General features: G+C 71.9%; 19 protein-coding genes. 8 read left to right on the forward strand and 11 right to left on the reverse strand.

The window, feature by feature from the left end; genetic code table 11:
- The first annotated feature begins 3 nt into the window (after positions 1 to 3).
- Complete coding sequence (locus tag SSP29_RS27775; protein WP_089103542.1) at positions 4 to 255, forward strand: hypothetical protein; 252 nt, start codon at positions 4 to 6, stop codon at positions 253 to 255.
- Positions 256 to 450: 195 nt separating this feature from the next.
- On the opposite strand, the gene SSP29_RS27780 is transcribed toward SSP29_RS27775, so the two are convergent.
- Positions 451 to 1,125: an ATP-binding protein gene (locus SSP29_RS27780; protein ID WP_089103543.1), complete on the reverse strand. Its 675-nt coding sequence runs from the start codon at positions 1,123 to 1,125 to the stop codon at positions 451 to 453.
- 326 nt (positions 1,126 to 1,451) lie between these two features.
- Between SSP29_RS27780 and SSP29_RS27785 the strand changes: the two genes are divergently transcribed.
- The 3 genes from SSP29_RS27785 (at position 1,452) to SSP29_RS27795 (ending at position 3,501) form a co-directional block, all read left to right on the forward strand.
- A complete protein-coding gene (locus SSP29_RS27785; RefSeq protein WP_089103544.1) occupies positions 1,452 to 2,327 on the forward strand; it encodes a Sco1979 family transcriptional regulator in 876 nt (291 codons plus the stop codon).
- Between the two features lies 1 nt (position 2,328).
- Positions 2,329 to 2,565, forward strand: a complete 237-nt coding sequence (locus tag SSP29_RS56495; RefSeq protein ID WP_174856016.1) for a DUF397 domain-containing protein — start codon at positions 2,329 to 2,331, stop codon at positions 2,563 to 2,565.
- Positions 2,566 to 2,685: 120 nt separating this feature from the next.
- Positions 2,686 to 3,501 (forward strand): SAM-dependent methyltransferase, encoded by an 816-nt coding sequence (locus SSP29_RS27795; protein WP_089103546.1) that lies wholly within the window; start codon positions 2,686 to 2,688, stop codon positions 3,499 to 3,501.
- Between the two features lie 215 nt (positions 3,502 to 3,716).
- On the opposite strand, the gene SSP29_RS27800 is transcribed toward SSP29_RS27795, so the two are convergent.
- The gene (locus SSP29_RS27800; protein WP_089103547.1) at positions 3,717 to 4,502 is read right to left on the reverse strand and encodes an NPP1 family protein; all 786 of its coding nucleotides are present in this window, start codon (positions 4,500 to 4,502) and stop codon (positions 3,717 to 3,719) included.
- A gap of 228 nt (positions 4,503 to 4,730) precedes the next feature.
- Here SSP29_RS27800 and SSP29_RS27805 point away from each other — a divergent pair, with 228 nt between their 5' ends.
- Positions 4,731 to 6,380 (forward strand): carboxylesterase/lipase family protein, encoded by a 1,650-nt coding sequence (locus tag SSP29_RS27805; RefSeq protein WP_245883243.1) that lies wholly within the window; start codon positions 4,731 to 4,733, stop codon positions 6,378 to 6,380.
- A gap of 21 nt (positions 6,381 to 6,401) precedes the next feature.
- On the opposite strand, the gene SSP29_RS27810 is transcribed toward SSP29_RS27805, so the two are convergent.
- Entirely contained in the window at positions 6,402 to 7,562 is a 1,161-nt protein-coding gene (locus tag SSP29_RS27810) for a PP2C family protein-serine/threonine phosphatase (protein ID WP_089103549.1), read from the reverse strand.
- Between the two features lie 54 nt (positions 7,563 to 7,616).
- Complete coding sequence (locus SSP29_RS27815) at positions 7,617 to 8,606, reverse strand: aldo/keto reductase (RefSeq protein ID WP_089103550.1); 990 nt, start codon at positions 8,604 to 8,606, stop codon at positions 7,617 to 7,619.
- Between the two features lie 141 nt (positions 8,607 to 8,747).
- Between SSP29_RS27815 and SSP29_RS27820 the strand changes: the two genes are divergently transcribed.
- Together SSP29_RS27820 and SSP29_RS27825 are read left to right on the forward strand one after the other, a co-directional pair.
- Positions 8,748 to 9,683 carry a LysR family transcriptional regulator gene (locus tag SSP29_RS27820; RefSeq protein WP_089103551.1) on the forward strand — a complete coding sequence of 312 codons (936 nt, stop codon included), beginning with the start codon at positions 8,748 to 8,750 and terminating at the stop codon, positions 9,681 to 9,683.
- Positions 9,684 to 9,788: 105 nt separating this feature from the next.
- Positions 9,789 to 10,952: an NAD-dependent formate dehydrogenase gene (locus SSP29_RS27825; RefSeq protein WP_089103552.1), complete on the forward strand. Its 1,164-nt coding sequence runs from the start codon at positions 9,789 to 9,791 to the stop codon at positions 10,950 to 10,952.
- Here SSP29_RS27825 and SSP29_RS27830 read toward each other — a convergent pair.
- From SSP29_RS27830 to bla, 7 genes are all read right to left on the reverse strand, one after another.
- Complete coding sequence (locus SSP29_RS27830) at positions 10,949 to 12,175, reverse strand: cytochrome P450 family protein (RefSeq protein ID WP_089103553.1); 1,227 nt, start codon at positions 12,173 to 12,175, stop codon at positions 10,949 to 10,951. The genes SSP29_RS27825 and SSP29_RS27830 overlap by 4 nt on opposite strands.
- A 70-nt stretch (positions 12,176 to 12,245) precedes the next feature.
- On the reverse strand, positions 12,246 to 13,454 hold the full coding sequence (locus SSP29_RS27835; RefSeq protein WP_089103554.1) for a cytochrome P450: 1,209 nt from the start codon (positions 13,452 to 13,454) through the stop codon (positions 12,246 to 12,248).
- Positions 13,451 to 14,077, reverse strand: coding sequence for a GTP-binding protein (locus tag SSP29_RS27840; protein WP_438363814.1), 627 nt, complete (start codon positions 14,075 to 14,077; stop codon positions 13,451 to 13,453). The genes SSP29_RS27835 and SSP29_RS27840 overlap by 4 nt, the downstream gene beginning before the upstream one ends.
- The gene (locus tag SSP29_RS27845; RefSeq protein ID WP_089103556.1) at positions 14,058 to 14,405 is read right to left on the reverse strand and encodes a DUF742 domain-containing protein; all 348 of its coding nucleotides are present in this window, start codon (positions 14,403 to 14,405) and stop codon (positions 14,058 to 14,060) included. Before SSP29_RS27845 ends, SSP29_RS27840 begins: the two co-directional genes overlap by 20 nt.
- Positions 14,402 to 14,809, reverse strand: coding sequence for a roadblock/LC7 domain-containing protein (locus SSP29_RS27850; protein ID WP_089103557.1), 408 nt, complete (start codon positions 14,807 to 14,809; stop codon positions 14,402 to 14,404). The genes SSP29_RS27845 and SSP29_RS27850 overlap by 4 nt, the downstream gene beginning before the upstream one ends.
- Positions 14,806 to 16,398: an ATP-binding protein gene (locus SSP29_RS27855; protein ID WP_089103558.1), complete on the reverse strand. Its 1,593-nt coding sequence runs from the start codon at positions 16,396 to 16,398 to the stop codon at positions 14,806 to 14,808. Before SSP29_RS27855 ends, SSP29_RS27850 begins: the two co-directional genes overlap by 4 nt.
- Positions 16,399 to 16,578: 180 nt before the next feature.
- The gene (gene bla / locus SSP29_RS27860) at positions 16,579 to 17,454 is read right to left on the reverse strand and encodes a class A beta-lactamase (RefSeq protein ID WP_089103559.1); all 876 of its coding nucleotides are present in this window, start codon (positions 17,452 to 17,454) and stop codon (positions 16,579 to 16,581) included.
- 220 nt (positions 17,455 to 17,674) lie between these two features.
- On the opposite strand from bla, the gene SSP29_RS27865 reads away from it, so the two are divergent.
- A complete protein-coding gene (locus SSP29_RS27865; RefSeq protein WP_150135042.1) occupies positions 17,675 to 18,487 on the forward strand; it encodes a hypothetical protein in 813 nt (270 codons plus the stop codon).
- Positions 18,488 to 18,504 lie beyond the last annotated feature (17 nt).

Below are 18,504 nucleotides of genomic sequence, written 5' to 3' on the forward strand. Positions count from 1 at the left end.
CCCATGGTGACCGCATCCCGTCCCGCCACCGCCGCCCCGGAACTCCTCGCGTACGTGGACGACCTGAGAGTCGACGCGGACCGGATGGACGGCTACGCCCAACGGCTGCGCGGCGCCGCCGAGACGCTGGGCAACTGTGCCGAGGCGCCGGAGTGGGGCGGCGCCTCCCTGGAGCGGCAGGCGACGGCCTGTGTGACCGCGGCGATACAACTGCGGGCGGCCGCGGCCGCGTTGCTGGTACACGCGGCGGAGTGAGCGGCGGCCTCCGAACATGCGGCGCGGCGAACATGCAGGGTGGCGAACAAACGGTGTGGCGAACAAACGGCGCGGCCGGGACGGTGGCGTCCCGGCCGCATCGTGGCGGTGCCGGCTCAGCCGGCCGGAGCGGTGTGCGGTTGTTCCGGACCCGGCTTGGGGCGGGTGCGGGTCCAGGACGGGTCTGCGGCGGGGTCAGGAGTGGGGGGACGGTCCATGGGTCGGAGGGCCTCCTGAGGCGTGGGGGGTGGTGAGCGGTGCGTCCGGTGCCGTCGACAGCTCGGCCCAGACGACGCGGGAGGAGGGCCGTCCCTCCGGCGCGGCCGTGACACCCCAGTCGAGACTGAGCGCGTCGACGAGGAACAGGCCGCGCCCGTTCTGCTCGTCGGGTCTGGCCCGCCGGGGTGCCGGCAGCGTGATGCTGCCGTTCTGGTCCTCGACCTCGATCCGGATCCGGTCGGCGTCGGCGTGCACCCGGCAGACGATCCGCCGGCCGGCCGAGTGCACGATCGCGTTGGTGACCAGTTCGGAGGTCACCAGGACCGCGTTGTCGCGGGCCTCCTCGCCCACGCCCCACGAACCGAGCAGTTCGCCCACGCTCCGGCGGGCGTTGCCCACCGCGCGCGGCGTCGGCGCCAGGTCGAAGACCCGGCTGAGCACGGGGGGCCGGTCCCCGGAGGCGAACCGGTCGAGGCCTTGCGGCCCAGGGAGTCGACCGAGGCGTTCGCCTCCGGGTGGTCTGGGGATGCCCGTCGCGTCCGACGGGCGGTACGGGCCCTCGGCCGCGGCCGCCAGGGCCGGCCGCGGCAGGCCGGGTATGTGGTCCTCGGGCAGTCGGTCGAGTGGCTGGGGGAGAGAGGGCGGGGCCATCGCCGTGCGCCTTTCGTCCGGCTTCGCAGCGTGGGGCTGAGCGGTCGCGTCCGCCCCGGGCCGCTCGGAGGCAGACGACGACCCGTGCCTGGGCGGCGCCGGGCCGCAGCTCAGTCTCCCCCAACTGGACTGCTTCGCCTGCTCCTTGGTCGGCCGGAGCAGTAAGCCCACTCTGGCATCTGCCAACATCGCCTCGCAACCAGCAAGTTGAAAATTGCAAGAAGCGAAGTGCATGCTGCTCCCGACAGGAAGTGATCGAACGAGTCCGTGAACGATCACAAGCACGTGAGACGGTGACCCTGGAACCTGGTGTGAGGGGGTAGGGCGTGACCTCGGAGACCGACTGGGGCGGAGCCCCTTCCGTGCTGCGCATGATCCTCGGCCGGCAGCTGGAGGAGATGCGGACCCGGGCCGGGCTGACCTATGAGCAGGCGGCCGCCGCGATCGGGGTGAGCCACTCCACGATCCGCCGGATGGAGGCCGCCAAGGTGGCCCGGCTCCGGCTGGCCGACGCCGAGAAGCTGCTGCAGGTCTACGGTGTGACGGACCGCCAGGAGGTCGACACCTTCCTGCAGTCGGTGCGCGAGGCGAACAAACGCGGTTGGTGGCACACCTACCGCGATGTGATGCCGGACTGGTTCGCCGCGTATCTCAGCCTGGAGCAGGCGGCGTTGCAGATCCGTGCCTACGAAAACCAGTTCGTGCACGGCCTGTTGCAGACCCGCCAGTACGCCGCCGCCCTGCTCGGTGCCGGCAACCCGCACGCGCCGGGCGAGGCCACCGAGCGCATGGTGGCGCTGCGCATGCGCCGCCAGGAGCTGATCACCAGGCCGGCCCCGCCGCGGCTGTGGGTCGTGATGGACGAGACCGTGCTGCGCTGGCCGGTCGGCGGGTCCGAGGTCATGCGCGCCCAGGTCGACCACCTGATCGAGATCAACCGGCTCCCCAACGTCACCTTGCAGATCATGCCGTTCGCCAACGGCCCGCACCCCGCCATGCGCGCGGGTGCGTACCACCTCTTCCGGTTCCGGGCCCCCGAACTGCCCGACATCGTCTATCTCAACGGCCTGGTGGGCGCCGTCTACCTGGACAAGAACGACGACGTCGTGGTCTATCGCGAGGCCCTGGACCGGTTGGGCGCGCAGGCAGCGCCCGCCAGAAAGACCGAGGCCCTCCTCGGTGCGATTCGCAAGGAGCTCTGACGTGCACCACCCGATACACAACGGCATTCCGTCCCGGCAACTCGGCGCGCGCGGCTGGTCCAAGCCGTGGAGCGACGACGCCGGCGGCGCCTGCGTGGAAGTGAAGAAGCTCGCCGACGGCCGGGTCGCGGTACGCCAGTCGACCGACCCCGACGGTCCGGCGCTGGTCTTCACGCCCCGTGAGATGACGAGTTTCCTGTCCGGCGTGAAGGCGGGTGACGCCGACTTCCTGATGTGACCCCTGTTCCCGGAACTTCCTTGCTATAGCTGATCGTTCAACCAACCCCCCACACCTGAAGCAGCACAGCGCAGCCCCCCGAACACCCCCGCATCCCTCACCTGAATGGGAGACACGGCGTTGCCCGACAACGGATGGCCGGCCGACCGCATCGACACCGAGAACGCGCACTCCGCGCGGATCTACGACTACATCCTGGGCGGCAAGGACTACTACCCCGCCGACCAGGAGGCGGGTGACGCGATGTCCCGGGAGTGGCCCGCGCTCCCGATCCACATGCGCGCCAACCGCGACTGGATGAACCGCGCCGTGCGCTGGCTCGCCGAGGAGGCGGGGATGCGCCAGTTCCTGGACGTCGGGACCGGCATCCCCACCTCCCCGAACCTCCACGAGATAGCCCAGGCGGTGTCCCCGGACTCCCGGGTCGTCTACGTGGACAACGACCCCATCGTCCTCACCCTGTCCCAGGGTCTGCTCTCCAGCACGCCCGAGGGCCGGACGGCGTACATCGAGGCCGACTTCCGTGACCTGACGGACCTCTTCGACGCCCCCGAGCTGCGCGAGACCCTCGACCTGGACAAGCCGGTCGCGCTCACGGTGATCGCCATCGTCCACTTCATGCTCGACGCGGACGACGCGGTGGGTGTCGTACGGCGTCTGCTCGAACCGCTGCCGTCCGGCAGCTACCTGGCGATGTCCATCGGCACCGCCGAGTTCGCGCCCGACGAGGTGGGCCGGGTCGCCCGCGAGTACGCGGCCCGCAACATGCCGATGCGGCTGCGCACCATCGACGAGGCCCACGAGTTCTTCACGGGCCTGGAGCTGGTGGAGCCGGGCATCGTCCAGGTCCACAAGTGGCACCCGGACGGCACCGGCGAACAGGGCATCCGCGACGAGGACATCGCGATGTACGGAGCGGTCGCCCGCAAGCCGTGACATGGGCTCCGTGCCGGGGCCCGGCTCACCTTCCCGGCCCCGGCACGGTCGCTTTGCGGGTACCGGTGACGGCCACCCGTGCCGGGGCGGACGGCGCCACGGAGGCCGAGGTCCCGCACGAGGCCTCGCCGAAGGCATCCGCCCCGAGGACGACGAACCGGGCACGCGGGCGGCTCTCGCCGACCCGGCCCGGCTCGTCGAGGGTCAGGCCCGACTCAGGCGTTCGGGTCGAACGAGATCCCGGACGGCATGGAGTACGACAGGTTGGCGTTGAACGAGCCGTCCTTGATCTTGATGGTGGCGTCGCCGAAGTCCGCGTTCATCAGCTTGTCGCGGTAGCCCGCCGGGTAGCCGTCCCAGCCCACCAGACGCGGGTAGAACCAGCCGCCGGTCACGTTCTCCGGCGGGTCGTCGTTGGAGTTGGCGAACCGGAAGTCGTGGGTGGACAGGCCGTCCTTGTGGTACACGATCTTCGGGTGGGTGCCGTCGAACCGGATCGCCGAGGCGGCCGCCACCTGGTAGCTGCTGTGCTGGGACACCGAGACGTACTGCACCTGGTTGTTCTGGATCCACACGATGACGTGTTCCCAGTCGTGCCGGTGCCCGATGGCCAGCGGCCCGTACGTCGCCTGGTCCTTCTCGAAGTAGCTGGCGTACATCACCGCGCACCAGCCGTTGTTGCACTTCTCGCGCGAGTAGGTGTTGGCGTTGGCGAGCTGCGCGTAGTCGTGGCAGTGGCCGTTGACGTCACCGCCGAGCGAGAGGCCGGGGTTGATGGTGCCGTCGGCGCCGATCGCGGCGGTGGCGTAGCAGCCGTCGCCGTCGTAGTCGTAGGCCGGGGAGAACGTCTGCTCCAGTCCGTCGGCGTTCTGCGGCAGCAGGGTCAGGACGTCGGCGTGCGCGGTGGCCGGCACGGCGACGACCAGGGCGAGCGCGCCGAGTGCGGCGGCGAGGGCCTTGCGCAGCGGCCGTCTGCGGGTGGGGGACTGCAGGTCGGGCATGTGGGCTCCCTGTCGGTGAAAGGCGATGCGGAGTCTCGCAGTCGGCTCGTGCCGATGACCACCCTTACGACTTAACTTTGACCCAAAGACAATTGAACAGCAGGCCCAACTCCTCTGCTGTCAGAGGCTGTTGACCTGCTGTGAGTCGTCCGGATGCGGTTGCCCCACGGTCCGCCCGAGGTCAGGCTACTCGTCGGTTCGTCCCCCCACCGCCCGAAAGGGAACCCCGTGAGCGACACAGACATGCCTTCCGCCCGGCTGAACCGGCGCGGCTTCCTCGGCGCCGCCGCCGCGGCCGGACTGCTCGGCACGCTGGCCACGCCGGCCGAGGCGAAGACCGCGGCCGCCACAGTGATTTCAACGGAGTCCGGCCAGGTCACCGGAGTCCAGGGCGGCCTGCGGGGCGTCACCGTCTACAAGGGCATCCCGTACGCCGCCACCACCGCCGGCGCCAACCGCTGGCGCCCGCCGCAGCCGGCCCCCTCCTGGGACGGGGTCCGGGCCGCCGACTCCTGGGGCCCCGCCTGCCCGCAGCCGGTCACGGGCATTCCCGCCGACCAGGTGCCCGAGCTGGGCGAGGACTGTCTCAACCTCAACATCTGGACGTCGGCGACCGGTTCGGGGAGCAGCCGCCCCGTCCTCGTCTGGCTGTACGGCGGCGCGCAGGCCCTCTGGTCCGGCCAGGAGATCTACAACGGCTCCCTGCTCGCGTCCAAGGGCGTGGTCGTGGTGACCCTGGACCACCGGGTCGGCCCGCTCGGCGGTCTCGCCCACCCCGAGCTGACCGCGGAGTCCGGGTACGACGGCTCCGGCAACTGGGGGATCCTGGACGTCGTCGCGGCGCTGGAGTGGGTCCAGCGGAACATCGGCGCGTTCGGCGGCGACCCGGACCGGGTCACCCTGGCGGGCTGGGCCCAGGGCGCGTCCGTCGTGAACATCCTGCTCGCGTCCCGGCGCGCCAAGGGCCTCTACCACCGCGCCCTGCTCTCCTCGGGTGTCCAGTACACGAAGGACCCGGCGCTCGCCCGAGGGACCGGCCGCTACCGGAGCCTCGCCGACGCCGAGGCCAACGGCACGGACTTCGCCGCCCGGTCGGGCGCCGCCGATCTCGCGGGCCTGCGCGCGCTGGACGCCGACGACATCGTCACCCGGGCCGCCGCCGACACCACCGCCGACTTCGGCCACGTCCTCGACGGATACGTCCTGCCCGACAGCTACACCGCCGTGCTGAAGGCCTGCGCCGAGACCGACGTGCCCGTCCTCACCGGTGTCTGCAAGGACGCGAACGGCGCCTCGCCCGACCTGAAGCTGACGCTCGACGCGTTCAAGGCCTACGCGCAAACGGAGTTCGGCCCGCTGGGGCTGGCGGACACCTTCCTGGACCTGTACCCGGCGGACAGCGACACGTCGGCCGCCCAGCAGTACAGCGCCTACGCCCGGGACGAGGAACGCGTCTCCGCCTTCCTGTGGGCGACCCAGTTCAAGGACACGGCCGCCAACTCCAGCGCCGTGCACACCTACTTCTGGACCCGCGTCCCGCCCGGGTACGACGACACCAACCCGGTCATCGGCACCGCCGCGACCGGCGCCTTCCAGGGCTCCGACGTCTACTACCTGCTCGGCTACCTCTACAACACCGACCGCCCCTGGACCTCCAAGGACTACGACATCGCCGACACCAGCGCCACCTACGTCGCCCGCTTCGCCGCCACCGGCGACCCGAACGGCAACTCCCTGGCCAACTGGCCCGCCCTCGCCACCGACACCCCGCAGACCATGGAACTCGGCGCGGGCTTCGGCACGCTCGCGGTGGCCGACAGCGACGCCAAGCTCGCCCTCCTGAAGACGTACCTGGAGGCGCAGACCACCGAGTTCTGAGGCCCGGGTTCCGCCCCCCCGCTACGTCCGGACGGAGTTGTGGCCGAGGATGCCGTGGTGGTGACGGTGGTGCACGGTCGGGGTGCGGTGCAGCGCGATCAGGGCCGCGTCGTCGCCGAGGCGGCCGCCCGCATGCGCCAGCAGGTCCCGCCGGATGTGGTGCATCAGCGCCTCCGGAGCGGCGTCGGTCCACTGCGCGACCCGCTCGGCCAGCGGGTAGAAGCGGCGCTGCGCGTCCCGGGCCTCGACGACACCGTCGGTGTAGAGCAGCAGGGTGTCACCGGGCTCGAAGGAGAACACGTCCAGGGTGTGCTCGGCGCCGCCCGCTGCGGGCACGCCGAGCGGCGGCGACGGGTGCAGGCTCGGCACGGTGACCGCGTGCCCCGGGCTCAGCAGCAGGGGCGGCGGATGGCCGGAGCTGGTCATCCGGGTGACCGGGTCCTCGTCCGGGATCTCGACCAGCAGCGCGGTGGCGAACCGCTCGCCCGCCTCCTCCGGGGGCTCCAGGTCCGCCGCGTACCGCTGCACGCTCTGCTCCAGCGTGGCGGCGAGTTCCGGCAGCGTGACGTGCCGGTGGGCGGACTCCCGGAAGGCGCCGAGCAGCAGGGCCGCCTCGCCGATCGCGGACAGCCCCTTGCCCCGCACGTCGCCGATCAGGACCCGGACCTCGCCGTCACAGCGGGTGGCCGCGTACAGATCACCGCCGATCTGTGCCTCGTCCTCGGCGGCCAGGTACAGCGAGGCGATCCGCAGCGGGCCGATGTGCTCGGGCAGCGGCCACATCAGGACGTGCTGCGCGGCCTCGGCGACCGTGCGCACCTGGGCCAGCTGGGCACGGCGCCGCTCACGGACCGCGCTGTAGACCACCACCATCACCGAGAGCAGCGTCAGCGTGACGATCTGCACGATGTGGTTCGCGGTGGTCAGACCGCCGTGGAACACGGCGATCACCACCTGGGCGGCCACCGCCAGCGCCCCGACCAGCGCGGTCGCCCGGGGACCGGCCAGCGACGGGGTGAGCGCCGGGGCGATGACCAGGGCCGGACCCAGATGGATGTCCTTCGGCGTGCGGAGGTCCGCCACCGTGATCACCAGGATGAGGGCGATCGGGAGCAGCAGCAGCGCGTGTGACGACTGCCACGACCGCCGCAGCCCCGCCGCACAGCTCTGCAGCTTGCCCATGCCACCAGCGTGCGCCACCGCCGGGGGACCGGCCACCGCGCGCCGGACGGCGCTCTAGAGGTCCACGGAGCGCATCCCGGCCTCGTCGTAGCGCTCGCCCGCCGCCCGAGGCACCTCGGCCTCGATACGGGCCAGGTCCTCCTTGGTCAGCTCCACGCCGACGGCGCCCGCGTTCTGCTCCAGGTAGGTACGGCGCTTGGTGCCCGGGATCGGGACGATGCCGTCGCCCTGCGCCAGCACCCAGGCGAGGGCCAGCTGCGCGGGCGTCACGTCCTTCTCGGCGGCGATCTCCTGCACCTTGGCGGCCAGCCGCAGGTTCGCGTCGAGGTTGTCGCCGGTGAAGCGGGGTCCGGTGCGGCGCCAGTCGTTGGCGTCCAGGTCGTCCGGGGAGGAGAACCGGCCGGCGAGGAAGCCGCGGCCCAGCGGCGAGTACGGGACGAACCCGATGCCCAGCTCCCGGCAGGTCGGCAGCACCCCGTCCTCGGGGTCGCGGGACCACAGCGAGTACTCGCTCTGCACGGCCGTGACCGGGTGGACCGCGTGGGCCCGCCGGATCGTCTCGGGACCGGCCTCGCTCAGCCCGATGTGCCGCACCTTGCCCTCGGCGACCAGCTCGGCCAGCGCGCCGACGGTCTCCTCGATCGGTACGTTCGGGTCGACGCGGTGCTGGTAGTACAGGTCGATGTAGTCGGTTCCCAGGCGCTGGAGCGAGCCGTGGACCGAGCTGCGGACGTGCTCGGCCGAGCCGTCCTGCGGCCCGATGCTGCTCATGTCGCCGGGCACGGCGTGGTCCATGCGGTAGTTGAACTTGGTGGCGATCACGTACTCGTCCCGGTGCCCCCGGATCGCCTCGCCGACGAGTGACTCGTTGGTGAGCGGTCCGTAGAGCTGCGCGGTGTCGAGGAAGGTGATGCCGAGTTCCAGCGCGCGGTGGATGGTCCGCACGCCCTCGTCCTGGTCGGCGGTGCCGTAGAAGGCGGACATGCCCATGCAGCCGAGGCCGATGGCGGAAACCGACAGATCTCGCAGATTGCGCTGTTGCATGTGACTCCAGCCTTTCCCGCTGACTCGTTCTCCTCAGGGACGCTACGACTTCAAGAGCACTCGAAGTCAAACGGGCGCCGCCGATCCGGTACACCTGGACCCGAGCCCGTACCCGTCGCCGAGCCCGCCCGCGGAGGCCGCATGCTGCTGCGTCAGCTCGAATACCTCGTCGCGCTCGCCCGGGAGCGGCACTTCGGCCGGGCGGCCGCCGCCTGTCATGTCTCGCAGCCCTCGCTGTCCGCCGCGATCCGGCGGCTCGAACACGACCTGGCGGTCCCGATCGTGCGCCGGGGCCGCCGCTACGAGGGCCTGACCCCAGAGGGCGAGGTGGTGCTGGCGTGGGCGCACCGCATCCTCGCCGAGGGCGACGCGCTCCGCCAGGAGCTGTCGGCGCTGCGGGACGGCCTCACCGGCACCCTGCGCCTCGGGATCGTGCCCACCGCCGTCCCCGTCGCCTCGCTCCTCACCGGCCCGTTCTGCGACCGGCATCCGCACGCCCGGGTGGCCATGGAGTCCCTGTCGTCCGCCGACATCCGGCGCGGCCTCGCCGAGTTCGAGCTGGACGCGGCCATGACCTACCTGGACGACGACGAACTGCGCCAGGTCCGCCGCTTCCCGCTCTACGAGGAGCGGTACGTCCTGCTCACCCCGGTCGGCGGCCTCCTCGGCGAGGTGGTCACGGCCACCTGGTCCGAGGCCGCCGCGCTCCCGCTGTGCCTGCTCGGGCGGCGGATGCGCAACCGGCGGATCATCGACGAGTGCTTCGCCGCCGACGGCGCCGCCCCCGTCCCGGCGATCGAGTCCGACAGCGTCGCCGGGCTGTACGCCCACCTCCCCGGCGGCCGCTGGTCCAGCGTGATCTCGCACGCCTGGCTGCACATGTTCGGCGTACCGGAGGGCATGCGCGTGGTCCCGCTGGAGGGCCCCGCCCACGGCCCCCGGGTCGGCCTCGTCGTCGCCCGCAGCGAACCCCAGTCCGTGCTCGCCCGAGCCCTGGTGAAGGTCGCCCGGGAGGCAGGCCTCCGGGACGCCCTCGACAGCCGGCTGCACGCCGTCCTGGACGGCCGGAGCCGATGATAGAAGCGGGCTATCACGGCATAGCAACGTTCGCTTTGACCTGCGCAGTTGTCCCCGAGGATCGTGAAAGGCGCCCATCCGCAACGGAGTTGAGGAGCCGCCACCATGGCCAAGGTGCTCTGCGTCCTGTACGACGACCCGACCGACGGATACCCGAAGAGCTACGCCCGCGACGACATCCCCGTCATCGACCACTACCCGGGCGGCCAGACCACCCCGACCCCCGAGGCGATCGACTTCACCCCCGGCCACCTGCTGGGCAGCGTCTCGGGCGAACTCGGTCTGCGCTCCTTCCTGGAGAAGGCCGGCCACACCCTCGTCGTCACCTCCGACAAGGACGGCGCGGGCTCGGTCTTCGACCGTGAGCTGGCCGACGCGGACGTCGTCATCTCGCAGCCGTTCTGGCCGGCGTACCTGACCCCCGAGCGCATCGCCGCCGCGCCGAACCTCAAGCTGGCGGTCACCGCCGGCATCGGCTCCGACCACGTCGACCTGGACGCCGCGATCGAGCACGGGGTGACGGTCGCTGAGGTGACGTACTGCAACAGCATCAGCGTCGCCGAGCACGTGGTGATGATGATCCTCGGGCTGGTCCGCAACTACCTGCCCGCGCACCAGGTGGTGCTCGACGGCGGCTGGAACATCGCCGACTGCGTGAGCCGGTCGTACGACCTGGAGGGCATGCACGTCGGGACCGTCGCCGCCGGCCGGATCGGGCTCGCGGTGCTGCGCCGCCTCGCGCCCTTCGACGTGAAACTCCACTACACCGACCGGACCCGGCTGCCCGAGTCCGTCGAGCGCGAGCTGAACCTGACCTTCCACGAGAGCGCGGCCGCCATGGCCCGGCACTGCGACGTCGTCACCGTCAACGCGCCCCTGCACCCGGAGACCGAGGGCCTGTTCGGCGACGAGCTGCTGGGCACGATGAAGCGCGGCGCCTACCTCATCAACACCGCCCGGGCCCTGATCGTCGACCGGGACGCCGTCGACCGGGCGCTGCGCAGCGGGCAGCTGGCCGGATACGCGGGCGACGTCTGGTACCCGCAGCCCGCGCCCGCCGACCACCCCTGGCGCACCATGCCGCACCAGGGGATGACCCCGCACATCTCCGGCTCCAGCCTCTCCGCGCAGGCCCGCTACGCGGCCGGCACCCGGGAGATCCTGGAGAACTGGCTCGTCGGCCGGCCGATCCGCGACGAGTACCTGATCGTCGACGGCGGCAGGCTGGCCGGCACGGGAGCCAAGTCGTACTCAGTCAAGACCCGTTAGGGGTTCAGCTGGACGGGCAGTTCGAACAGGTCGTTCTGGGTGACCACCGGCTTGTTGCGCAGCTCGGACGCCGGTACCGCCAGGTCCAGGCCGGGGAAGCGGTCGTAGAGCGCGGGCAGCGCCACGCCCGCTTCCAGCCGGGAGAGCGCCGCACCCGGGCAGACGTGCGGGCCGTGCCCGAAGGAGATGTGCCGGTTCGGCGACTCCCGGGTGATGTCGAACTCCCCGGCGCTCGGTCCGTGCGCGTTCTCGTCGCGGCCGATCGCGGCGTACGACACGATCAGCGCGTCGCCCGCCGGGAGCACCTTGTCGCCGACCGGCACGTCCTCGGTGGCGAACCGGATCAGCACGTGCGAGGTCGGGGTGGACCAGCGCAGGGTCTCCTCGACCACCGCCGACCAGTCCACCTCGCCGGACAGCACCTTGGCCCGCTGGTCGGGGTGGGCGGAGAGGTTGACCACGGCGTTGACGATCAGGGAGATCGTCGTCTCGTGCCCGGCCGCCACCATCAGCTGGAGGGTGGAGACGATCTCCTGGTCGGTGAGGTGGTCGCCGTCCTCGGAGGCCAGGATCAGCGCGCTGGTGAGGTCGTCGCCGGGCTCGGCCCGCTTGGCGGCGACCGTCGCCGCCATGATCCCCGCCAGCTCGGTGAGGGTCGCTATGACCTCCGCGGGCGGGGTCTGGGTCGAGAAGAACTTCTCGAACAGCACCTGCAAGCGCGGCAGTTCGGCCTCGTCGATGCCCATCAGGTCGGCGATGACGTACATCGGCAGCGGGTAGGCGAAGGCCGCCTTGAGGTCGACGCTCTCCTGGTCCGCCGGGAGCCCGTCGAGCAGGTCCTGGGTGAGCTTCTCGATCCGCTCCCGCATCTGCTCCACCCGCCGTGGGGTGAGCGCCTGCGCGACCAGCGTGCGCATCCTGCGGTGGTCGGCGCCGTCCACGGTCAGCATCGAACGGCCGGGGTTGGCGAGGCCGATCAGCGGCCAGTCCGGCGCGATCTCCCCGCGCTGCCAGGCACCCCACACATTGATGTCCTTGACCAGGCGCGGGTCGGTGAGCAGCGCCTTGGCCTCGGCGTGGTGCGTGACCGCCCAGACGGGCACCCCGCCGGGCAGTTCCACGGCCGCGAGCGGACCGGCGGCGCGCAGCCGCGCGCTCTCGCCGTCGAGGTCGCTGACGAAGGGGTCGAGGGCGATCCGGGCTTGTTCGGTTCCGGTCGTCATCGTGACGTGCCTCCCAGGGCAGGGTCGGAGTACTGCGCCGATCGGTGCTGCGCCTAACTGTCGGTCGTGATCACAGGGTGGGTACGGGCGTGAACCGGACGGGGAGTTCGGTCAGCCCCCGCAGCCACGGCGAGGGCCGGCGGGTGAGGGAGGCGGCGGGCACTGCCAGGTCGATGTCCGGGAGCCGGTCGAGGACGACCTCGATGCCGGTCCGCGCCACCACCTCGGCGACCTCCTGGGCGGGGAACGGGCAGCGGTGCTCGCCGTGCCCGAAGGAGAAGTGCGCGTTGTTGCCGCCGGTCAGCGCGGAGGCGTCGGTGCGGACCTGCGGATCGGAGTTGGCACCCTGGAGACCGAGGATCAGCAGGTCGCCGGCGCGGATCCGGCGACCGCCCAGCTGGGTGTCGCGGGAGGCCCAGCGGCCGGCGATGTTCTGGCTCGGGGTGTCCTCCCACAGCACCTCGTTCATCGCCTCGGCGACACTGTTGCGGCCGCCGAACAGCGAGGCGGCGAACCGGTCGTCGGTGAGCATCAGGCGCAGCGAGTTGCCGATCCAGTCGGCGGTCGGCTGGTGCCCGGCCGCCATCATGACCATCAGGTCCTGCATGACCTCTTCGTCGGTGAACCCGCTCTTGTCCTGGAGCATCCGCGACACCACGTCGTCGGACGGGTCCGCCTTCCGGTCGGCCAGCAACTGCGCCATGGACGTGGCCAGATGCACCTGCCCGGCGATCGCCCGCTCACGCCCGTCGATCATGTCGTTGAGCGCGGTGACCAGGCCGGGGCCCTCCTCGTCGGAGAAGCCGTACAGCCGCGCCAGCACCCGCACCGGCAGCAGCATCGCGTACTGCCCGATCAGGTCGGCCTCGCCGCTGGTGCACAGCCCGTCGATCAGCTCGTCCGCGAACCGCTCGGCGTGGCCGCGCAGTTCATACGGGTCGACGGCCTCCAGCGCGTCGCTGATCATTCCGGCCCGCTCGCGGTGCCGCTCGCCGACGGTGTAGAGGATCGACGGCTGCTTGCGGCCGATCATCGGCAGCAGCGGCCAGTCGTCGGGGATCATGTCCCACTGGTTCCACAGGTCCGAGTCCCGGCTGAACAGCACCGGGTCCCCGGTCACCTGGTGCAGCTCGCGGTAGCCGACGACCAGCCAGGCGGGCACGTCACCGTCGAGCACGACGGGGGTGACGGCGCCGTGGTCGCGCCGCATCTCGCGGTACAGACGCGCCGGTTCGGTCTGGAACCGGGGGCCGCCGAGCGGCACGGCTTCGGGGGTCACACGAACTCCTGTCGGGGCAGGTCCGCCGGTGCCGAGGGGCCGGCGTACCGGTTCTTGACGTGCTGGACGAGCGTGATCAGTACCTGCTTGCCGGACTCCCGGGAGCGGGCGTCGCAGTCGACCAGCGGGACGTGCGGGTCCAGGTCGAGGGCGTGCCGGACGTCCTGGGGCGTGTGCACGGGGCCGCCGAAGTGGTTGCAGGCCACGATGAACGGCGTACCGTGCTTCTCCAGCCGGTCGATGGCGTACCAGGAGTCGCCGATCCGCCGGGTGTCGACGAGGACGACCGCGCCGAGGGTGCCGGAGAACAGCCGGTCCCACAGGAACCAGAACCGCTCCTGGCCCGGAGCGCCGAACAGGTACAGCACGTTGCGGGCGTCCAGGGTGATCCGGCCGAAGTCGAAGGCGACGGTGGTGGCGGACTTCCCGCGCACCTCCCGGATGTCGTCGACCGCCTCGCCGGCCTGGGTCATCGTCTCCTCGGTGTTGAGGGGACGGATCTCGCTGACCGAGCGGACCAGGGTGGTCTTGCCGACGCCGAAGCCGCCCACGACCACGATCTTGAAACCGTTGTCGGCGGAGGCACCCAACGGGGTGCGCGCGTCAGAGGTTGCGGAGTCCAACGAGCACCTGCTCCAGGATGTCGGGGTCGGTGATGGCCGGCCGGTAGGGATGGCGGGCGCTGACCCGGCCGGCCGCCTGCAGGTCGCCCAGCAGGACCTTGGTGATGCTCACCGGCAGCTTCAGCTCCGCGGCGATCTCCACCACCGAGGTCGGGAACTCGGCCAGGCGCAGGATCGCCGCGTGCTCCGACTGCATGCCGGCAGCCGGCTCCGACTCCGCGACGACCAGGGTGACCAGGTCGAAGGGGCTGTCGGGGCCGGTGCTGCTGCGGCCGCCGGTGATGGTGTACAGACGGTCGGGCGCGTCGTCCCTGCCCGGGCGGCTCATGACGTACGGGGCTGCGCGGTCAGGTGTTCGCCGAGCTGCTCGACCAGTTCGCTCATGTTGTGCCCGACCAGCCCGGGTTCCGCGTCCTCGCTGGTCACCACGGCCAGGTGGGCGCCCTCGCCGGCCTCCACGATGAACAGCACGCCCCCGTAGAACTCGGTCATCGCCGACCGCACGCCGCCGCTGCCGTCGCCGAACTCGACGGACGCCCCGTGCGACAGCGACTGGATGCCGGCGGCGATCGCCGCGAGCTGGTCGGCCTGGTCGACGGAGAGCTCCGGGGTACGGCAGAGCTTCAGCCCGTCGCGGGAGAGCACCAGGGCGTGCCGCGCGCCGGGGGTGCGCTCCAGGAGACCCTCGATGAGCCAGGTGAGCTTGTCGTCGGCGGTGGTCCTGCCGGTCATGAAGTGGGGTCGCCTTCCGGGTACGCGTGCGGGTGGGAGGTGGACTCGGGCTCGGACTCCGGGTGGGGCGCGGGCGCCGGGTCGGGTACGGGGGTGGGGGCGTACGGGGCTGCTGCGCCGGCCGGACCCGAGGCGTCGGCGGAGGTCTCGGTGAAGGTCTCCGCGGAGTCGGGCGCGGCCGGGCGGACGGCCTGCCGGAAGCTGTCGAAGCGGGCGGCACGGACCTGGGCGTCCGCGGCGCCGGGCGCGGGGCGCGGCTCCGCGGGCTGCGGCGCCGACCGGCGCTCGGCCTCGGCGAGGGTCCGGCCACGGCGCCGCCTGGGCAGCCCGGTGGGCCCTTCCTCGTCCTCGTCCGGCTCGGCGGACTCGTGCACGGGCGCGGGGTCGAGCAGGGCCGCCGACGGCGCGGCTGGCTCCGGCTCCGTCTCCTTCGCCGACGCGGGTTCGTCGGCGACCGGGCGGGTCAGCAGGTCCTGGGGGACCAGCATCAGGACCCCGGTGCCACCGCGCGCCGACGGCCGGAACGACACCTTCAGACCGTGCTTGCGGGCCAGCCGGCCCACCACCGCGAGTCCGAGCCGGGTGCCGGAGAGACCGCCCAGCTCGGTGCTGTCACCGGCGACCGCCCGCTCGGCGCGGCGCAGCTGCACATCGCCCATCACCAGCCCGCTGTCCTCCACGGACACGATGACCCCGGCCGGCACCTCTTCCACGTAGACATGGACCTCGGCCGTGGGGGGCGAGAAGTTGGCCGCGTTGTCGAGGAGTTCGGCCAGCGCATGCATGACACCCTCGGCGGCGTGTCCGGCGACGGCCGTCTCGCTCACCGAGTGCACCCGCACCCGGCGGTAGCCGCTGATGCGTCCCATCGCACCGCGCAGGATGGACTCCATGCTGATCGGACGCGCCCAGCGGCGGCCGGAACGCGCTCCGGTGAGCACGGCGATGGAGTCGGCGAGCCGGCCCGCCTGGGCGGTGCGGTGGTCGAGGTGCAGCAGGTCGGCGAGCACGTCCTCGTCGGTGTGCCGGTCCTCCATGGCCCGCAGGTCGGCGAGGGTCGCGGTGGCGAGGGCCTGCATCCGCCCGGACGCGTTGCCGGCGGCGGCGATCGCGGCGGCCCGCTCCCGGGAGGCATGGTCCAGTTCGGCGGCGAGCCGGTCGTTCTCCTGCCGGTACCAGTCCAGTTCCTGGCCGCTGTCCTGGTGGATCCGCGCCCGCTCCTGCTCGAAGGAGTCGGCGAACTCGCTGCGCTGCTGGGCCAGTTCACCGATCAGCCGCTGCTGCTCCTGACGCGCCTCCTCGGTGGTCCGGGCCTGCTGCTGGAGCAGCCGTCCGATGTCCTGACTCACCGCCTCCAGCCGGCGCCGGGCGCCGCGGGCGGCCCGTGCCGCGTGCACGGCCCAGGTCACCGCCGCGCACAGCAGCAGCGCGGCGGCGCTCGCGCCGAGGGCGAGGGGTGTGCGTACCGAGGCCGGCGCGGCGGTCACCGCGGCGACGACCGCGAGGGCCGGTACCAGGGCGGTCAGCGCGAAGGTCGGAACGAGCGTGCGGAGGGACGGTCGGTCGCCGGGATGCGTGGGCGCGGTCATCGGTCCGGTCAGGTCCTCGGAGCGGGTAGGGATGTGTGTCCGGTGAAGGAGCTGTGACGCTCGGTGTTGAACTGCGCGTCACTATACGAGAGTTCGTGATCGAAACAGAACGGTTCCGGTCTCATTGCAGAAAACCCGCTGCGGGGAAGGCGACTTGCTGTGTCCCGACTGTGAACGATCTTATGCGACACCGTGCCCGAAGGTGTCCGCCACCACCGTGGCGGCGGCTCTGACCAGCGGAGAGTCGGGTTCGGCGGCGGCATCGGCGTGGGTGGAGAGGACGGCGACGACGACGGGCGCCCGGCCCGGGGGCCAGGCGACCGCGACATCGTTGGCGGTGCCGTGGCCGCCCGTTCCGGTCTTGTCGCCGACCCGCCAGTCGGCGGGGAGCCCGGCGCGGATCCGTTCCCCGCCGGTGGTGTTGGCGAGCAGCCAGCCGGTGAGCCGCCGGCGGTCGGCGCCGTCCAGGGCGTGACCGACGGTCAGCCGGACGTAGGTCGTCGCGACGGCCGACGGAGTGGTGGTGTCGGTGACCCGCCCGGGCTCCGCCGAGTTGAGCTCCGGCTCCCACCGGTCCAGGCGCGTCACCCGCTCCCCGAGCGAACGGCACAGTCGCGTCACCGCCACCGGCCCGCCCAGTTGCTCCAGCAACAGGTTCGCCGCGGCGTTGTCGCTGTACGAGACCGCCGCCGCGCACAACTCCTCGACCGTCATTCCGGCGGCGAGGTTCTCGGGCCTTCCGGTGACCGGAGCACCGCCCGCCCTCTCGACATCGCCCTCGTCGTAGTGCACGACCTCGGTGAGCACGCCCTCGTCGAGGTCGCGCAGAACGGCGGCGACCGCGAGCGTCTTGAACACCGAGCACATCGGGAAGCGCTCGCCGGACCGGTAACCGAGCCGGGCCCCCGAGCCGGTGTCCCAGGCGAACACCCCCAGCCGGGCGCGGTGTTCGCGCTCCAGCGCGCGCAGTCGCGCGGTCGCCCCCGGGGCCGGCGGGGCGGTCGCCGCCGCCCCCAGAGCCGTGGCCGGCACGATGCGACGCGAAGGTCTCCGCATGACCGCTCCTTTGCCGGGACGCCGGTGAGGGGGACGCGAACGCGGCCGTGCGGGTTCAGCCGTGGACGGGTGATAAATCCGACGCCGATATCCGACCGGCCGTAGCTCCCGCATCGTCGCAAATGATCCAAACGTCTATACGATGACGAGTGGAACGGCCTGGGCGCGGAGAACCTCTTGGGGGCGCAGGCCGAAGACGGGGGCGGTGTCGATGGGGGCGATGCCTTTCATGGAAGGCGACTGGAGCCGGATGGCCGCACGGGCGGTCGGCTTCGTGCGGCGCACGCTGCGCGACGAATGGCACGCGATCGTGGTGGAGCCGGTACGGCAGCTGGTGCGGCGCGGGCTGTCCGGGCTCGTGCTGGCGTTCGTGGCCGCGTTCGGTGTCATCTTCTTCCACGACATCGCCCAGCACCCCTTCGGCAGGAGACTGGTGTGGCACCTCGGCGGCGTCACCGCCGACCTGCCGCTGTGGCTCTCCCTGCTGCGCACCCCGGTGTCGCTCTACGTCCCGGCGCTCGACCTGCCGGTCTGGGCGGGCATCACCCAGCTCTTCCTCGCCTTCGCGCTCGCCGAACTCACCCTCGGCCGCGGCCGCACCCTCGCCGTCGCCTACCTCACCACCCTCGCCGGCACGATGACCGCCCGGGTGATGGTCGCGCTCGGCCCCGGCTGGTGGGGTTTCGGCCTGCCCCCGGAGGTCGGCCGGATCCTCGACACGGGGCCGTCCGCCGCCGTGGTGGGCCTCTTCACCTACCTGGCGGTGGTCCGCCGGGCGCCCGTCGTCTTCATCCTCACCGGCGGCTCGATGGTGTGGGAGTCCATCGCCGTACCGAACCTCGCGGGCCGCGAGCACCTGATCGCCGTGGCCTCCGCGATCGTCCTCGGCCTGCTGCACGGCCGCCGACTGCCGTTCCCCGCCCGCCTCGTGGAACGCCTCGACACCACAGCGTCGTCGCCGCCCCGGTCGGACCCGCCGATACCCAGCCAGGGCCCGCCGCGTCACCCCGTACCGTCCTTCCGGCTGCCCTGAGGACTCCCCGACCCTCC

This window comes from Streptomyces hyaluromycini, from assembly GCF_002217755.1.
Classification (GTDB): domain Bacteria; phylum Actinomycetota; class Actinomycetes; order Streptomycetales; family Streptomycetaceae; genus Streptomyces; species Streptomyces hyaluromycini.

What these genes read in the sequence shown, in the direction of transcription:
- SSP29_RS27775 (WP_089103542.1), top strand. Translation starts at nt 4, where the DNA reads ATGGTGACCGCATCCCGTCCCGCCACCGCCGCCCCGGAACTCCTCGCG.
- SSP29_RS27780 (WP_089103543.1), bottom strand. Translation starts at nt 1,125, where the DNA reads ATGGCCCCGCCCTCTCTCCCCCAGCCACTCGACCGACTGCCCGAGGAC.
- SSP29_RS27800 (WP_089103547.1), bottom strand. Translation starts at nt 4,502, where the DNA reads ATGCCCGACCTGCAGTCCCCCACCCGCAGACGGCCGCTGCGCAAGGCC.
- SSP29_RS27810 (WP_089103549.1), bottom strand. Translation starts at nt 7,562, where the DNA reads ATGGGCAAGCTGCAGAGCTGTGCGGCGGGGCTGCGGCGGTCGTGGCAG.
- SSP29_RS27815 (WP_089103550.1), bottom strand. Translation starts at nt 8,606, where the DNA reads ATGCAACAGCGCAATCTGCGAGATCTGTCGGTTTCCGCCATCGGCCTC.
- SSP29_RS27820 (WP_089103551.1), top strand. Translation starts at nt 8,748, where the DNA reads ATGCTGCTGCGTCAGCTCGAATACCTCGTCGCGCTCGCCCGGGAGCGG.
- SSP29_RS27825 (WP_089103552.1), top strand. Translation starts at nt 9,789, where the DNA reads ATGGCCAAGGTGCTCTGCGTCCTGTACGACGACCCGACCGACGGATAC.
- SSP29_RS27830 (WP_089103553.1), bottom strand. Translation starts at nt 12,175, where the DNA reads ATGACGACCGGAACCGAACAAGCCCGGATCGCCCTCGACCCCTTCGTC.
- SSP29_RS27845 (WP_089103556.1), bottom strand. Translation starts at nt 14,405, where the DNA reads ATGAGCCGCCCGGGCAGGGACGACGCGCCCGACCGTCTGTACACCATC.
- SSP29_RS27850 (WP_089103557.1), bottom strand. Translation starts at nt 14,809, where the DNA reads ATGACCGGCAGGACCACCGCCGACGACAAGCTCACCTGGCTCATCGAG.
- SSP29_RS27855 (WP_089103558.1), bottom strand. Translation starts at nt 16,398, where the DNA reads ATGACCGCGCCCACGCATCCCGGCGACCGACCGTCCCTCCGCACGCTC.
- bla (WP_089103559.1), bottom strand. Translation starts at nt 17,454, where the DNA reads ATGCGGAGACCTTCGCGTCGCATCGTGCCGGCCACGGCTCTGGGGGCG.
- SSP29_RS27865 (WP_150135042.1), top strand. Translation starts at nt 17,675, where the DNA reads ATGCCTTTCATGGAAGGCGACTGGAGCCGGATGGCCGCACGGGCGGTC.